At 63.6% G+C, this 15,930-nt stretch carries 17 protein-coding genes; 11 read left to right on the top strand and 6 right to left on the bottom strand.

The window, feature by feature from the left end; all coding sequences use genetic code 11:
* Positions 1–4: 4 nt before the first annotated feature.
* Positions 5–457: a c-type cytochrome gene (locus IE224_RS17730; protein WP_191312402.1), complete on the bottom strand. Its 453-nt coding sequence runs from the start codon at positions 455–457 to the stop codon at positions 5–7.
* Positions 458–585: 128 nt separating this feature from the next.
* Between IE224_RS17730 and IE224_RS17735 the strand changes: the two genes are divergently transcribed.
* The 8 genes from IE224_RS17735 to IE224_RS17770 all read left to right on the top strand — a co-directional run bounded on the left by IE224_RS17735 (position 586) and on the right by IE224_RS17770 (position 9,971).
* Entirely contained in the window at positions 586–819 is a 234-nt protein-coding gene (locus tag IE224_RS17735) for a hypothetical protein (RefSeq protein ID WP_191312404.1), read from the top strand.
* A gap of 479 nt (positions 820–1,298) precedes the next feature.
* Positions 1,299–3,527: a NosR/NirI family protein gene (locus IE224_RS17740; RefSeq protein WP_191312405.1), complete on the top strand. Its 2,229-nt coding sequence runs from the start codon at positions 1,299–1,301 to the stop codon at positions 3,525–3,527.
* An 18-nt stretch (positions 3,528–3,545) separates the two neighbouring features.
* Positions 3,546–5,489, top strand: coding sequence for a TAT-dependent nitrous-oxide reductase (nosZ, locus tag IE224_RS17745; protein WP_191312407.1), 1,944 nt, complete (start codon positions 3,546–3,548; stop codon positions 5,487–5,489).
* Between the two features lie 2 nt (positions 5,490–5,491).
* On the top strand, positions 5,492–6,820 hold the full coding sequence (locus IE224_RS17750; protein ID WP_191312409.1) for a nitrous oxide reductase family maturation protein NosD: 1,329 nt from the start codon (positions 5,492–5,494) through the stop codon (positions 6,818–6,820).
* Complete coding sequence (locus IE224_RS17755) at positions 6,786–7,682, top strand: ABC transporter ATP-binding protein (RefSeq protein WP_191312412.1); 897 nt, start codon at positions 6,786–6,788, stop codon at positions 7,680–7,682. The genes IE224_RS17750 and IE224_RS17755 overlap by 35 nt, the downstream gene beginning before the upstream one ends.
* Entirely contained in the window at positions 7,679–8,500 is an 822-nt protein-coding gene (locus IE224_RS17760; protein ID WP_191312413.1) for an ABC transporter permease, read from the top strand. Before IE224_RS17755 ends, IE224_RS17760 begins: the two co-directional genes overlap by 4 nt.
* On the top strand, positions 8,497–9,072 hold the full coding sequence (locus IE224_RS17765) for a nitrous oxide reductase accessory protein NosL (protein ID WP_191312415.1): 576 nt from the start codon (positions 8,497–8,499) through the stop codon (positions 9,070–9,072). The genes IE224_RS17760 and IE224_RS17765 overlap by 4 nt, the downstream gene beginning before the upstream one ends.
* A complete protein-coding gene (locus IE224_RS17770; RefSeq protein ID WP_191312417.1) occupies positions 9,069–9,971 on the top strand; it encodes an FAD:protein FMN transferase in 903 nt (300 codons plus the stop codon). Before IE224_RS17765 ends, IE224_RS17770 begins: the two co-directional genes overlap by 4 nt.
* A gap of 97 nt (positions 9,972–10,068) precedes the next feature.
* Here IE224_RS17770 and IE224_RS17775 read toward each other — a convergent pair whose 3' ends face one another.
* On the bottom strand, positions 10,069–10,485 hold the full coding sequence (locus IE224_RS17775) for an RrF2 family transcriptional regulator (protein ID WP_191312419.1): 417 nt from the start codon (positions 10,483–10,485) through the stop codon (positions 10,069–10,071).
* Positions 10,486–10,563: 78 nt separating this feature from the next.
* On the opposite strand from IE224_RS17775, the gene hmpA reads away from it, so the two are divergent.
* A complete protein-coding gene (gene hmpA, locus IE224_RS17780) occupies positions 10,564–11,754 on the top strand; it encodes an NO-inducible flavohemoprotein (RefSeq protein WP_191312421.1) in 1,191 nt (396 codons plus the stop codon).
* Positions 11,755–11,771: 17 nt separating this feature from the next.
* A complete protein-coding gene (locus tag IE224_RS17785) occupies positions 11,772–12,044 on the top strand; it encodes a DUF6522 family protein (RefSeq protein WP_191312424.1) in 273 nt (90 codons plus the stop codon).
* Here IE224_RS17785 and IE224_RS21435 read toward each other — a convergent pair.
* The gene (locus IE224_RS21435; protein WP_373305580.1) at positions 12,009–12,326 is read right to left on the bottom strand and encodes a transposase; all 318 of its coding nucleotides are present in this window, start codon (positions 12,324–12,326) and stop codon (positions 12,009–12,011) included. The genes IE224_RS17785 and IE224_RS21435 overlap by 36 nt on opposite strands.
* A gap of 120 nt (positions 12,327–12,446) precedes the next feature.
* Positions 12,447–12,692 (bottom strand): hypothetical protein, encoded by a 246-nt coding sequence (locus IE224_RS17795; RefSeq protein WP_191312428.1) that lies wholly within the window; start codon positions 12,690–12,692, stop codon positions 12,447–12,449.
* Between the two features lie 818 nt (positions 12,693–13,510).
* Between IE224_RS17795 and IE224_RS17800 the strand changes: the two genes are divergently transcribed.
* Positions 13,511–13,795 (top strand): HU family DNA-binding protein, encoded by a 285-nt coding sequence (locus IE224_RS17800; protein ID WP_229849437.1) that lies wholly within the window; start codon positions 13,511–13,513, stop codon positions 13,793–13,795.
* Positions 13,796–14,240: 445 nt separating this feature from the next.
* Here the strand turns inward: IE224_RS17800 and IE224_RS17805 are convergent, their stop codons facing one another.
* Together IE224_RS17805 and IE224_RS17810 are read right to left on the bottom strand one after the other, a co-directional pair.
* On the bottom strand, positions 14,241–15,329 hold the full coding sequence (locus IE224_RS17805; RefSeq protein ID WP_191312430.1) for a flavodoxin family protein: 1,089 nt from the start codon (positions 15,327–15,329) through the stop codon (positions 14,241–14,243).
* A 164-nt stretch (positions 15,330–15,493) separates the two neighbouring features.
* Positions 15,494–15,930: BON domain-containing protein (locus tag IE224_RS17810; protein ID WP_191312432.1), on the bottom strand; the 437-nt coding region annotated here is incomplete at its 5' end.

Below are 15,930 nucleotides of genomic sequence, written 5' to 3' on the forward strand. Positions count from 1 at the left end.
CCAATCAACCGGCGTCGTTGGGGGGCCAGTCCTGGGTGCGGATCTTGTTGGTCCACAGCAGGAAATCGGTGACTTCGCGGATTTCTTCGTCGGTCAGGTTGAACTGCGGCATCTGGCGGCGGCCCTCGATCCCGGAAGGCTGCGCCTCCATCCAGGCCTTCATGACCTCGAAGGCGGCCTCGGGGTCGTCCTGGACACCCCAGCGGGTCATGACGTTGCCCAGTTCGGGCGCGAAATAGGCGCCTTCGCCCAGGATGGAATGGCAGTTGACGCAGGCGTGCCTTTCCCAGACGTGCTTGCCGCCGGCCACGCTGGCGGTCAGCGGCGCGTCATTCGTGGACACGTTCACGATATACCAGTGGCTGTGCACCGACAGGCCGATGAAGATGAGGATAAAGAACAGCGACCCGCCATAGAAGATGTTCCGGGCCATGCTCTTTGTCAGGACTTCGCGCATGGCGAGGATCTCCCGATACAATTGCGATCGGTTGCACCATCGCCGGTCGGACGGGGGCGATCCTTGTCGAAAGTCAAAGAAGCGAAACGAAAACCGCGCAAGATGGCGGCATGCGCAACAAGGGGAGCATGAGCATGGACGATCGCTGGCCGGTCTGGAAACTGTCGCTGATGCTCTATGTCTTCGCCGTTGGGGCGGTGGCGATCAACCTGTTCATGCTGGGGCTGCTGGGACAGGCGGTGGGCTTGCCCGCGCTGTCGCCCGTCACGGCGCTGATGGCTTCGGTGGTGCTGGGCATCCCGGCCGCCTGGCTTTCGGGACAGTGGGCCCGTCACCTTATGGACGAAGGGGCAAACCCCTAATTGGCCTGAACACTCTATGGTTTCCTTGCTGAATATGCAGCGAGTGTCTTGTTTGACACATATCAAAGACCCGCTTTGGCAGGCAAGCTATCAAGGCCCATGACACCCGCTCAACGCCCTTCGCGACCTCGGCCCTGCCTGACAATCCTGCCGGTCCCGTTGCCGTTGGCAGGCAGTCGAGGGCAGGCCTCGGCAGCGATTACGGCATCAGGGGCAATAGAGATTCGCTGCCATGGGATCATCGAAACCGTCCTGGTCACCGCTCTGGCCGCCACTGGAGAGCCCACAAAGGAATGCCGCCACTGTCCAGCTTGCCATCTGCAAATTGCTTGGGCCCCTGTGTCGAGCGATCTTTTCAAACGCAAGGCGATTAAGCAGCCGTTTGCCTTCTCGCGGCACGTCACACGTGCCGTCCCGCCCTTTGCAAGAACCCGCCCCTTGTCTCGCGGTCCTTCCAACCAAACCCTTTGGCACCACGCATGACCTTGTCCAGCTTGTCTCCCCTTCGATTGCTGTCTGCCCTGCTGCTTCTGGTGTGCCTTTTGCTCACGGAGGCCCCGTCCGCGGCGGCGCAAACCCTCCTGCAAGACCTTCTGCCCGACCAGACCGCGTCCGACCTCGTTCCCGGTGCCGACAGCTTTGGGCCGATCCGGGACGACCTGGCCGCGGCCCCCGTGTTGAAGGGGGATGAGACCGTGGCATGGGCCTTTGTCACCTCGGATTTCGTGGGGACCACGGGATATTCCGGCAAGCCCATCCATACGCTGGTGGCCGTTGACTCTGACGCGAAAATTGCGGGCGTCCGGCTGGTCAAGCATTCCGAACCCATCGTTCTGATCGGCATCTCGGAAGCCAAGGTCCGCGCCCTGGTCGAGGGTTACAAGGGTCTTGATCTGGTGGCCGAGGCGCGGTCGGGCGGCACCACCCATGAAGTGGACATCATCTCGGGCGCGACGGTCACGGTGATGGTGATCGACGACTCTGTCATCCGGTCTAGCCTGAAGGTCGCGCGCGCCCTGGGTTTGGGCGGCTTGGCGCCCGAAGTTGCTGCCGCAGGGCCGCGTTATGAGATCGACCCCGCCGTTCTGGCCCCGGCCGACTGGGCCACCATGGAAGGCGACGGCACCCTGCGCCGCCTGCTGCTGGACGTGGGCCAGGTGAACGAAGCCTTTGCCGCCAATCCCGACATCCGCGCCACCCAACGCGCCCTGACGGAAGCGCCGGACACCACATTCATCGACATGCAGGTGGCGCTTATGTCGGTTCCCGGCATCGGCAGGGCGATCCTGGGCGAGGCGGCGGACCAGAACCTGCGAAGCTGGCTGGCCGAGGGTGACCAAGCCATCGCGGTCTTTGGCGGCGGTCTCTACAGTTTCAAAGGGTCGGGCTACGTGCGCGGCGGCATCTTTGACCGGATCGTGCTGATCCAGGACGACGTGTCCGTCCGCTTCCGCGACCGGGATCACCGCCGCATCAACGCCATCGCCGCCGAAGGCGCGCCCGATTTCGCGGAAATGGACCTGTTCCGCATCCCGGCGGGCGCGGGATTCGATCCCACAAAACCCTTCCGGCTCCAGCTGCTGGTGCAGCGCGAGGTCGGACCGATCGAAAAGCTCTTCCAGACCTTTGAGCTGGGCTATGAGTTGCCACAGCAATACCTGCGCCAGATCACGCCTCCGGCGCCCGCCCCCGAGGCGACGCCCGTCGCGACGCCCACTGCTCAAGAGGAAACGCAGGCCCAGGCCGAGTTGTGGAAGCGGATCTGGCTGGACTCGCAGGCCAAGATCGTGGTGCTGGGCATCATGCTGGTGGTGCTGACGGGCGTGTTCTTCTTCCAGCATTACGCCGTCAGGAACGAGCGGCGCTTCCATGCCTTCCGCATGATCTATCTGGCCCTCACGCTGATCGTGCTGGGCTGGATGTTCAACGCGCAGCTGTCGGTCGTCAACATCATGGCGCTGACCGGGTCGCTGGTGACGGGCTTCAGCTGGCAGGCCTTCCTGCTGGATCCGCTGACCTTCATCCTGTGGTTCGCGGTCGCCGCCGCCCTGCTGTTCTGGGGGCGCGGGGCCTATTGCGGGTGGCTCTGCCCCTTTGGCGCGCTGCAGGAACTGACCAACCAGGTCGCGCGCAAGCTGCGCATCCCGCAATGGACCCTGCCCTGGGGCCTGCACGAACGCCTGTGGCCAATCAAGTACATGATCTTCCTAGCGCTGTTCGGCGTGTCGCTGGCCAGCGTCGAACAGGCCGAGCGCCTGGCCGAGGTCGAGCCGTTCAAGACCGCCATCATCCTGAACTTCGTGCGGGCCTGGCCTTTCGTCGCCTATGCGGTGGCGCTGCTGGTCGCGGGACTGTTCGTCGAACGCTTCTATTGCCGCTATCTGTGTCCGCTTGGTGCGGCGCTTGCGATCCCCGCGCGGCTGCGGATGTTCGACTGGCTGAAACGCTATCACGAATGTGGAAACCCCTGCCAGATCTGCGCCCATGAATGCCCCGTTCAGGCGATCCATCCGACCGGAGAGATCAACCCGAACGAATGCGTCAACTGCCTGCACTGCCAAGTGCTTTACCAATCCCCCAAGGTTTGCCCTGTCGTCATCAAGAAGCTGAAGCGGCGCGACAAGCTGGCGGCAAGCGCGGTCCCGAACCTGGGCCGGCCCCCTGCAGGCCATCCCAACGCGGCGCGCATCACCGAACCCTCCACCTGATCCGCAAAGGAGATCATCATGGAAACAATCGACAAGAAGGGTCTCAGCCGGCGGATGCTGCTGGGCGCGACAGCGGGGGGCGCGGCTGCCGCCACCGCATTCGGCGGGCGGCTGGCGCTTGGCCTGGGGGGCGCTGCGGGCGTCACCGCCGCCACGGCGGGCTCGGCAATGGCGGCCGAGGGCACTGGCGCGGTCGCGCCGGGCCAGCTTGACACCTATTACGGCTTCTGGTCGTCGGGCCAGAGCGGCGAGGTGCGTATCCTGGGCGTTCCCTCGATGCGCGAACTGATGCGGATCCCGGTCTTCAACCGCTGTTCTGCGACCGGCTGGGGACAGACCAACGAATCGCTGCGCGTTCTGGAACGGTCGATCACCGACAAGACCCGCCAGATCCTGACCGCCAACGGCAAGCGCGTCCACGACAACGGCGATCTTCACCACCCGCACATGTCCTTTACCGAGGGCAAGTATGACGGCCGCTATCTGTTCATGAACGACAAGGCGAACAGCCGCGTGGCGCGGGTCCGTTGCGACGTGATGAAATGCGACGCGATCCTGGAAATCCCCAATGCCAAGGCGATGCACGGGATGCGCCCGCAGAAATGGCCGCGCACCAACTATATCTTCGTCAATGGCGAGGACGAGGTGCCGCTGGTCAACGACGGCACGAACATGGACGACGTGTCGAACTATGTGAACATCTTCACCGCCGTCGATGCCGAGGAGATGCAGGTCGCCTGGCAGGTGATCGTGTCCGGCAACCTGGACAACTGCGACGCCGATTATGACGGCAAGTATGCCTTCTCGACCTCGTACAACTCGGAAAAGGGCATGACCTTGGCCGAGATGACGGAAGCCGAGATGGATCATGTCGTCGTCTTCAACCTGGCCGAGATCGAAAAGGCCGTGGCCGAGGGCCGCTATGAGGAGGTGAACGGGGCCAAGGTCCTGGACGGGCGCAAGGAAGCGAACAGCCAGTTCACCCGCTATATCCCGATCGCCAACAACCCGCACGGCTGCAACATGGCGCCCGACAAGGTGCACCTGTGCATCGCGGGCAAGCTGTCGCCGACCGTGACCGTTCTGGATGTCACCAGGTTCGACGCCCTGTTTGCCGAAAACGCCGATCCGCGCAGCGCCGTGGTGGCCGAACCGGAACTGGGACTTGGCCCCCTTCACACGGCCTTCGACGGGCGCGGCTTCGCCTATACCTCGCTGTTCCTGGACAGCCAGGTCGTCAAGTGGAGCATCGCCGACGCCATCCGCGCCTTCAACGGTGAGGAGGTCGATCCGATCAAGGACAAGATCGACGTCCATTACCAGCCCGGCCACCTCAAGACCGTGATGGGCGAGACACTGGACGCGCGGAACGACTGGCTCGTGGCGCTGTGCAAGTTCTCGAAGGACCGCTTCCTGAACGTCGGGCCGCTGAAGCCAGAAAACGACCAGCTGATCGACATCTCGGGCGACAAGATGGTGCTGGTCCATGATGGCCCCACCTTTGCCGAACCCCATGACGCGATCGCCGTCGATCCTGCCATCCTGTCGGGCATCAAGTCGGTTTGGGACCGCAACGACCCGATGTGGGCCGAAACCCGTGCGCAGGCCGAGGCGGATGGCGTCAACATCGACGACTGGACGGATACGGTGATCCGCGACGGCAACAAGGTCCGCGTCTACATGACCAGCGTGGCGCCGAACTTCAGCCTGGAAAGCTTCACCGTGACCGAGGGCGACGAGGTGACGGTTGTCATCACCAACATGGACGAGATCGACGACCTGACCCACGGCTTCACGCTGAACAACCACGGCGTCGCGATGGAGATCGGGCCGCAGCAGACCAGTTCGGTCACCTTCGTGGCAGGCTCGCCCGGCGTCTACTGGTATTACTGCCAGTGGTTCTGCCACGCGCTGCACATGGAGATGCGCGGCCGCATGTTCGTCGAACCGAAGGCCGCCTGACCATGCGCCGGCTTGCCCTGATCCTTGGCCTGCTGTCTGCCCTGCCCGCCCTGGCGGCAGAGCATGAGGTTGCGCCCGGTCCGGGCAGTCTGGCCCAGGCCATCGCCGGGGCCGCCCCCGGCGATGTGCTGATCTTGACCGGCGGGGCCTATCCCGGCCCCGTCACCATCGACCGCCCCCTGACGATCTCCGGCCCGCAAGGGGCCGTGGTGGACGGCGGGGGCCAGGGTTCCGTCATCACCGTCGACGCCCCCGACGTGGTGCTGCGCGGCTTCACCGTCACCGGGTCCGGGACGAAAAACGAAGATCTGGACGCGGGCGTGAAGATCCTCAAGGGCGCGGACCGCGCGGTGATCGACCGGCTGGTCCTGACCGACAACATGCACGGCATCGACGTGCATGGCGGGCGGGACGCGCAGGTGACGGGCAACCGCATCACCGGGCGCCAGAACCGGCAGATGAACGAACGCGGCAACGGCATCTATGTCTGGAACAGCCCCGGCACGCTGCTGGACGGCAACGTGATCCGCTACGGCCGCGACGGCATCTTTTCCAACGCCAGCGCCGACAGCGTCTATCGCAACAACACCCTGCGCGACCTGCGCTTTGCCGTCCATTTTATGTACACGCGCAACACCGAGGTGTCGGGCAACATCAGCATCGGCAACCATCTGGGCTTTGCCATCATGTTCTCGGACCGGGCCAAGGTGCTGAACAACCTCAGCCTGGGGGACCGGGAACACGGCTTGATGCTGAACTATGCCAACAATGCCGACGTGACCGGGAACCTGATCCGGGGCGGGACGAAGAAATGCCTGTTCATCTACAACGCGCACAAGAACCTGATCTGGGACAACCGCTTCCAGGACTGCGGCATCGGCATCCATTTCACCGCCGGGTCCGAGAAGAACGTCCTGACCGGCAATGCCTTCATGGGCAACCGGGAACAGGTGAAATACGTCGGCACCCGCTTCATGGAATGGAGCCACGAGGGGCGCGGCAACTTCTGGTCCGACCATCCGGCCTATGACCTGAACGGCGACGGGGTGGCCGACGCCACCTATCGCCCGAACGACCTGATCGACCACATCCTGTGGTCGCAGCCGGCCGCCGCCCTTCTGACCGGATCGCCCGCCGTGCAGCTTGTCCGCTGGAGCCAGTCGAGCTTTCCCGCCACCCTGCCCGGCGGCGTTTCCGACAGCCACCCGCTGATGCGCCCGCTGACCATCCCCGTCGCTCCCGACATCGAGGCCCATGAGGCCGAGGTGGCCGGACGCTGGGCCAAAGGAACATACGATGACATCGACCCTGACGATATCGCATCTCACTAAACGCTTTGCCGGGGTCGAGGCGCTGCGTGACGTGTCGCTGACGGTCGAGCCCGGCCAGCGCGTGGCGCTGCTGGGGCACAATGGGGCGGGCAAATCTACGATGATGAAGATCATCCTGGGTCTCATCCCCTTCGACGGTGGTGCGGTCACGGTCTGCGACGCGGCCCCCGGTTCCGCTGCGGCGCGCGCGCAGGTTGCCTATCTGCCGGAAAGCGCCGCCTTTCATCCGGCCCTGACGGGCGAAGAGCAGGTCCGCCATTATCTTGCGCTGCGAGGCAAACGTCCGTCGCAGGCCTTGGACCTGCTGGCCCGCGTGGGCTTGGGCGATGCCGCCAAGCGCCGCATCGGCACCTACTCCAAGGGGATGCGGCAGCGCGTCGGCTTGGCGCAGGCGCTGATCGGCAAGCCGCGCCTGCTGGTCCTGGACGAGCCGACCTCGGGGCTTGATCCGGTGTCGCGGCGAGATTTCTATACCCTTTTGGACGATCTTGCGGCGGGGGGCACCGCGATCCTGCTGTCATCCCATGCCCTGACCGAGGTCGAGGCGCGGACCGACCGCATCCTGATCCTGTCAGGCGGGCGGCTGATGGCGGAAGGGTCACTGGCCGACCTGCGCCGCAAGGCCGCCCTGCCGGTCGCCATCAGCGTGGCGCCGACCGCCGGGCAAAAGGCTGCCCTGGCCGCCGCCCTGCCCATGGCGCGTGCCAATGGCGACGGGCGGCTGCATCTGGATATTGCCCAAGGCGAGAAACTACCCATGCTGGCGCGGATCACCGGCCTGCCGCAGGTGGCCGACCTTGAGGTGATCCCGCCCAGCCTGGAAGACATCTACTCTCATTTCAGTAGAAGGGACGGGCAATGAACCGCATCCTGTCCACTGCCGCCGTCGAATTCCGCATCGCGCTGCGCAACCGCTGGGTCGCCATCGCCGTGGCACTGATGGTGGTCTTTGCCCTCGTCCTTGCCGCCGCCGGGGCCGCCCCTACGGGCGACATCGGTGCCGACCGGCTGTCGGTGATCGTGGCCTCGCTGACCTCGCTGGCGGTTTATCTGGTCCCGCTGATCGCCCTGCTGATGAGCTTCGACGCCGTCGCCGGGGAAGTCGAGCGCGGCACCCTGCCGTTGCTTCTGACCTATCCCGTTTCGCGGGCCGAGGTGCTGGCGGGCAAGCTGCTCGCGCATCTGGCGATCCTGACGCTGGCGGTCGTGGTGGGCTACGGCGCGGCGGCGGGGGCGGCCTTCTGGATGGACCCGGCGTCGGCTGCCGGGCTGCCTGCCCTGCTGCGACTGGTCGCAAGTTCCGTCCTGCTGGGTGCGACCTTCCTAGGGGCGGGCTATGCCTTGTCGGCGCTTGCGCGGCGTCCGTCCGGGGCTGCAGGGCTTGCGGTTGGGCTGTGGCTGGGGGCGGTCGTCCTCTATGACCTGGTGCTGCTGGCGCTGATCGTGTCGGACGGGGGCGGCGCGCTGACGACGCAGGCGCTGCCGCTGGCGCTGCTGGCCAATCCGGCCGACGCCTTCCGCCTGTTCAACCTGGCCGCAGCCGAAGCCAGTGCCGCCGCAGGCGGGATGGGCGGCGCGGCGGCGGCCATTCCCCTGTGGCAGTCGGCCCTGTCCGTTGCGCTCTGGCCCCTGCTGGCCCTGATGCTGGCGATCGCCGCCTTCCGAAAGGTCACGCCATGAAGCCCGCCCTAATCCTGGCCCTGGGCCTGGCCCTTGCCGCCTGCAAGGAGGAGGTTGTCCAGGACACCTCGCCCATTGAACTGACCGCAGAAACGCTGGGACATTTCTGCCAGATGAACCTTCTGGAACATCCCGGCCCCAAAGCGCAGGTTCATCTGGAGGGCATGCCGGGTAGGCCCCTGTTCTTCAGCCAGGTCCGCGACGCCATCGCCTATCAACGCCTGCCAGAACAAAGCCACCCGATCCTGGCAATGCAGGTCAACGACATGGGCGCCGCTGACGCCAACTGGGACGATCCAGGCCAAGGCAACTGGATCGAAGCCGAGGACGCTTTCTATGTCCTGGGATCTGCACGCGAGGGTGGCATGGGGGCGCCTGAAGCAGTGCCGTTCGGCACCGAGTCCGCAGCCCAGGCCTTTGCTATGCAGGAAGGCGGCACCGTCATGCGCCTGGCCCAGATCCCCGACAAGCTGGTCTTGGCGCCTGCTGAAACCGGGACATCCGACAATGCTGACGACGCGGATTTCGAAAATCGCCTGCGCGCCCTGTCGCCCCCCGAGGATAAGCCATGACCCTGACCCGCCGCCGTTTCCTGACCATCTCAGCCATCGCCGCCATCCTGCCCGGCGCGTTTGCCGCTGCCCCGGCCCGCCATTGGACCGGTCAGGCACTTGGTGCCCGCGCCTCGATCCGGCTGGATCATCCGCAGGCCGAGGAGATCACCGCACGCTGCTTGGCCGAGATCGATCGGCTGGAAAACATCCTATCGCTGTATCGTACCGACAGCGCCCTGTCGCGGCTGAACCGCGATGGGCGCCTGGACAACCCGCCCTTCGAACTGCTGGAAATTCTTTCCCTGGCCGGAGCTGTTCATCATGCCAGCGGCGGTGCTTTCGATGTGACGCTGCAACCGCTTTGGGCGGTATGGGCCGAAGCGGCCGTGCAGAACCGCCGCCCAACGCGCGCCGAACGCGCTGCCGCCGTGGCGCTTGGTGGCTGGAACGACGTGGCCCTGTCACCCCAGGCGATCACGCTGCGGCCCGGCATGGCGTTGACGCTGAACGGCATCGGCCAGGGCTATGTTGCTGACCGGGTGGCCGCCCTTCTGGAAGCCGAAGGGCTGACGAACGTCCTGATCGACACGGGCGAGTTGCGCGCCTTGGGCGAACGCCGCTGGCCCGTCCGCATTCAGAACGGTGACAGCCTGTCCCTGTCGGCTCGCGCGCTTGCGACATCGGCCCCGCAGGCGACGTCTTTCGACGCGAACGGACAGGACGGACATATCCTCGACCCGCGCACCGGCAGGCCGGTGGCTTCGCCCTGGACGCAGGTGACAGTATCTGCGCCAAGCGCAGCGCTTGCCGATGCCCTGTCCACCGCCGCCTGCCTGACGACCGACTGGAGCCAGCTGGACGCCTTGGTGACCTCGTTCAACGATGTGCAGGTGGAGGCAGTCCGACCCACTTTCTGATCTTGGTCATAGCAGAGCGGTGACCTGCCTGCCTCAGCCGGACGAGCACCGAGCGGGGCAGACGAATGCCCGCCCGGTCAGCGCGGATGTTGCTCCATCAGGCTACGAACAGATGCCGAAAGGCATCCGGGGTGCGTGCGGCATCCGACAGGCGACACTTGTCCAACACGGCTATGAAGGCTTCCCTGGCCTCGGAAAAGACGTCCGGCAGGCTGCATCCTTCGGCGATCCGGCAGGTGCTGCAATCGACGAGGCCACCATCGCGTTCGGTATGCCGGACAACCTGACCAATGGTGATGTCCGCAGCCGGCCGTGCCAGCGACAATCCACCGTGACGTCCCCTGGTGGTCTTGACGAAGCCAGCAGCCCCCAGATCCTGGATGATCTTCATCAGGTGGTTCTGCGAGATGCCATGAGCTTCCGCGATCTGCCGGATCGACACCAGCCCGCCATCATGGTTGGCAAGGTAGATCAGCGCACGAAGCGCATAGTCGGTGTAGCGGGTCAACTTCATCTTTTTACATTAGATGCATTCCATTTGCATGTATAGGGATCTATAGATGCATTGAGAATGCATGATTAGGAGAGACTCATGCCGCGCCCCCTGTCGCAACAGACCATCACCGTCGTGAAGGCGACGGTGCCCGCGCTGGAACAGCATGGTCCCGTGATCACCGAGACGATGTACCGCCGCCTGTTCCGCAACACAGACATCGCTGCGCTGTTCAACCAGGCCAATCAGAAGAAGGGCACGCAGCGCCTTGCCTTGGCCCAGGCGGTGCTGGCCTATGCCCAGAACATCGAAAACCTGTCCGTTCTGGGCGCGGCGGTGGAACGGATTGCCCAGAAACACATCGGCTATGCGATCCTGCCAGAGCATTATCCCTTTGTGGCGGAAGCTCTTCTTGGTGCCATGGAAGAGGTTCTGGGCGATGCGGCGACACCGGACATTCTGCAGGCATGGGGCGAGGCCTATTGGTTCCTGGCTGACCTTTTGATCGAACGCGAAGCCGCCATCCGCGCAAAGATCCAAGCGCAGCCCGGAGGCTGGACTGACTGGCGCCGCTTCGTGGTGGCTGAGCGGCAGGTCGAGGCGGAAGGGATCGTCTCATTCATCTTGCGGCCCGAGGACGGCGGCCTTGTTGTCCCGCACCGGCCGGGGCAGTATCTGACCCTGCGCTTTGACGAGGCCGGCCTTCCGGGCGTGAAGCGGAACTACTCCATCTCCAGCATCCCAAGCGACGAGGGCTACCGGATCACCGTGAAGCGAGAGCCGAATGGCGAAGCATCCTGCTTTCTTCATGATCGCGTGCCTGTGGGCATCATCCTTGAGGCCACGCCACCTGCTGGGGACTTCCATCTTGCCAAGAACCCGCAGCGTCCCCTGATCCTGCTGTCGGGCGGGGTCGGCCTGACGCCCATCGTCAGCATGCTGGAGGTGCTGGCAGAACAGCATCGCGACGTCCCCGTCTTTTATGTGCACGGCACAAGCAGTCCTGCCCATCATGCCCTTGACGCTCAGGTACGGCTTGCGGCCGCCCGGCACGGTAATGTTCTGGTCGAGACCTTCTACGAGAGTGGCGGCGACGACAGGGCCAAATCGGGCCGGATCACCATCAACTGGCTCCGGGCCAACACGCCTCTGGATGACGCGGAGGTCTATCTCTGCGGCCCCCGTCCTTTCCTGCGGCACTTCGTTGGCGGTCTGAAGGATGTGGGCATACCAGCCGACCGCATCCACTACGAGTTCTTCGGCCCGGCCGACGAACAACTGGCGACCTAGAGGAAAGGACCCGTGTCATGAGTCTCGACTTTGCCACAAAGATCGCGTTCGACCAGGATCGTCCCATCGTTGAGGCGGCCGAGATTGCACCGCTACTGGAACTCGATGTGACCAGCTTTCAGGATCTCATGCGCTCTGGGAAGATCAGGAACATTGTGGAACGAGGCGAAGGAGAGGATGGTGGGAAGTTCCGCCTGACGTTCCAATCGGCTCAATGGCGAGTTCGCTTGACCTGCGGGCGCGACGGCGAGGTGTTAACCGTGACGCGTGCGGCTTGCTCTTTTCCTTGAGACGCGGGGCCACCGCTTCAGGGACGGACTATGAGATGCGGCAGAGAGTGCGGCTTGGAAAAGCGCATGTTGCAGCGCTTGTTGTCCTCCCGCGACCATGCGGCAACTGCATATCGCATCGCTGTCACGGCGCACGGGTGAAACGCCGGCCATTGAGGCTGCCTGATACGCCGTCATGCGGCTGAGTTCCGGCATCTCCGAAAGCAACGTGGTCGCACAAACCGGACCGATCCCCGGAAGGGGTGGAGCAGCTTCACCTGAGCGGCGGGGGCATTCTCTCACGCAAGGATGCCTGCGGTCCCCTGCTCCATCTTCCGGATCTGGGCCCCGAGCATGGGCCTGAGCTCCTCGTCCACGAAGTCCGGTTCTGCTGCATCCTGTCTCATGTGCGCGCCAAGCTGTTCAAGCAGATGGCGCGAAGCGGCGCAGGGTCAACTCGATGGTGTATCCGTCCCGTCGCGTTGATTGAGCACTTTCCAGCAGAACTCGCTCATTCTTGCCGTCCATCTCGATTTGTCCGTCCTTGAGCCGGCGGAATTCCTCTGGAATCATGTCAGTTCGGGTGTGAAAGCGCAGGTAGTCACCTCCGGTTTCAACAACACCGATAAGCTGAGGACTGCCTTCCAGCTTCAGGATCGCGTTTTTCATAGTCTCCTCCCTTATTGCTTTGCCAGCAGCAGGTAAGGACAAAACGCGCTTCTGGCAGTGCGGGTCCAACGAAGAAGGAGTGTGCGCAACTCTGACGGCTGGCCTGACCGGCCGCTCCCAAGAATACCCCCCTCCAACAGGGTCGGCTTTGCCAGTAGCGCCCTGCGCTTTTCACGGGTGCTATTGGTGTCTTGTCACCAGTGTATCCCATTGCCACGAAAGCCCGAGCATACAATGCTTCACTCATCATGAAGCGTGCTGTCCTTACTGATTCTCGGACAAAGGCCATCTATCTCCTTGAGAACCCGCCTTGGCGGCTCGGATGGATCACTCCCATGCACGATGGTTCATTCACTGTTCTGATGATCCACCAAAGTGGTGACAAACTGACTGTGCACGTGGTGGCTGATCCGGATTCGCTGACCAAGCGATTTGAAGGCTGGTGAACGCCTCCCCTTACAGGCCCATTTGGGGGGCAGACGATAGCTCTTCTTGCCGGCAATGAAACTGGCGCACCGTTAGCTTTTGGGAGACTAAGGAGACTCCTTTGACAAGGTCATGTTGGCCAAGCCAGGCTCATGGAGCCGTGTATCCTGAGCAGTCACGTTCGCTGAACTGATCTCCAGGATACTGCTCCATCCTTCAGCCCGGCGCGCGTTTCAAGCAGCATTTCCTTTGAAGATTTCGCAATTGCTCTGGTCGAGGAGATCGAACCCCGGTTCACCCCTCCCGGACCTTGGCCTAGATCGTATTCAGGTGGCAAAACTAGCCGACACTGGCTACCCCTACCCCAGATGTTCAAACGACAAGGAAAGAACATGAAGCCGATGACCAAGACTGAGCTGCTTGCCACTCTGGCCGAGAAGTCAGGCATTGAGAAAAAGGATGTCTCTTCTGTTCTCGATGCGCTTTCGGAAGTTGCGACCTCGATCGTGGCCGAGGGTGGCGCCCTCACCCTTCCTGGCTTGGGCAAGCTCTCCTGCCGGGATCGTCCCGAGCGACAGGTCCGCAATCCATCCACAGGCGAGGCGATGACAAAACCTGCCGATCGCGTGGTAAAGTTTACGGTAGCCAAGGCTCTGAAGGACAGCGTCAACTCTTAACCGCTGCCCACATGGCTTGCTCCCGCATGCAGTGGGGGCAAGCCGAAAAAGACAACCGGTCCATTCGGAGCCGTCCTGCGCAACCCTAGATGATTGCCAATCGGCATCGATGGCTATCAACGGGTGTTATGGAAGGCTGGGAAGAGACTGCCCGACTTTCGGATTTCGGCCATGTGGGCCTGAGCGGTGGGGGATCGACCGCATAGCCAACTCCAGTACGCGCCTGTACCGACCCTTGACCAGCAAACCCATGGCGCTCAATTATCAAACAGCTTGGATTACATTAAGGATATGTCAGCGCGACAATTCAATGACCACAATAGGTGAGCCTGACGATGCGTCAGCCCGATCGGATGAGGAAAGCGACACTGCCATGCTGATTCCAGTCAGCAGTCTTCGATTTAGCAAAGTCGTTAGCCTCCGCGCTGTCCCCCGGACTGCTGCATCATTTTTGCCGTGGCTCCCTAAACCCGCGCGAGGCATCGGCGCGGTGCCCGGCGCGCGCATCGCTGACTGCCTGCAAGAGCGTGCGGGCAGCATTGCGCACCTCCTCCTGAATAGCTTCGTCGTCATCAAGCGCCTCGTGAGAGGTGGCGTAGGGCTTCCAATAGCCAATGTAGCGATCAAGCTCGGCCATGCGGCCCGCGGGTCTCAGTTCCATGAACCGAAGCCAGTCGGCCAGCGACCTTCGCACGCCCTCGGCGCCCTCCACATCGCCATGCGCGACCACCGCGAAGAACCGCCCCGCCAGATGGCGCGGATAGGGCCAGCCTTCCAGCTCCCGCGCCTTGGCCTCCTTGGCGTCCTTGCCATGGGTCAGCGTAGGGTCGGGGTTTCCGCCGTCGGCGCAGACCAGGCGGTCCATCATCAGCTTGATGGGTGAGGACACCGAGTACCAGTGCACCGGCGTGACGATAAGGATGCCATGGGCGGCGACCCACATGGGATAGATTTCGTTCATCCAGTCCTGCACCTGCCCTGCGGCATAGTTGGGGTAGCACGAGCAGGGCCAGTGGCAGAGCGCCGCGGCCGTCGAGAAGCAGGCTTTACAGGGATGGATGTGGCGCCCGTATTCGGATGTCAGGCGCGACAGGTCCAGCACCTCCACTTCCGCACCCTCTGCCTCTACTGCTTCTCGCGCGATCTCGATCTGGCGATAGCTCTTGGACATCTCGCTCGGGCAGGTGTGCTCGGACCGAGGCGAGCCGTTGACGAGAAGCAGGCGGGGCGGCCGCATCGGGTCACGGTGACGCAGCGCGGCCGCATCGATTGCGGCCTTTGCCTCGATCCAGTCCACTGAAAGGTCGTAGTCGGGATCGTGATAGCCGTCACCCGCCTTGCGCGTGCGGGGGCTCTTGTTGCCTTCGCGGTACTCCTGCCAGGCTGCTTCGGTCAGGCGGTCAAGTTCAGGGCCGAGCGCATCGAAGGACGGCCCAGCGAATTGCGATCGAAAGCGTGCGGCAAAGGCGGCATGGTCAAGATGCGGATCGGGCATGCCCTTGCGTGGCGCGGGTGTGGTGAACGGCAGTCGCATCGGCGGTTCCTCGGGGAATGGCCCCATAGCCAAGGCAGGACGCCTGCCTCATCAATCTTGCGGTAGACAGCATCCTGAAGACCCGGGATGAGGGATGAGTTCCGTCTGGACGCGCATGCCTGTAGAGGCCGCCGCCTTGCGCAAGGCGGCGGCCCATGACGCTCTTAGGTTTGCAACGAGCCCGTCTTGCTGTTGCCGCCCCCAATGGTTTCACTGCTGCCGCTGGTGCTTCCAGCACCGATGCTGCTCGCGCCAGTGCTCCCGGTGCTGCTGCCACCCGTGATCCCGCCACCGCTGCCCATTCCGCTGCCGGAACCGCCGCTCATGCCGGTCGAACCGCTGCCGGACATGGAACCGGAAGAGCCGCCCGACATCTGGCGGTCCTTGACGCGCAGGTTGTTCTGGACATGCTTCACGCCCGAGCAGCTTTCGGCCAGATCCTCGGCATGGCGCTTGGCCGAACGGCTGTCCACCGTGCCGTCCAGTGTCACCTCGCCCCCGCTGACCGAGACCTCGATGTCGGAGGCGTCGATATGGCGGTCGTCCGACAGGCGGTCGCTGACATCCTCGCGGATGCGGTCATCCGAACGGCTGTAGTTTC

This window comes from Paracoccus aerius, assembly GCF_014656455.1.
Taxonomy (GTDB): domain Bacteria; phylum Pseudomonadota; class Alphaproteobacteria; order Rhodobacterales; family Rhodobacteraceae; genus Paracoccus; species Paracoccus aerius.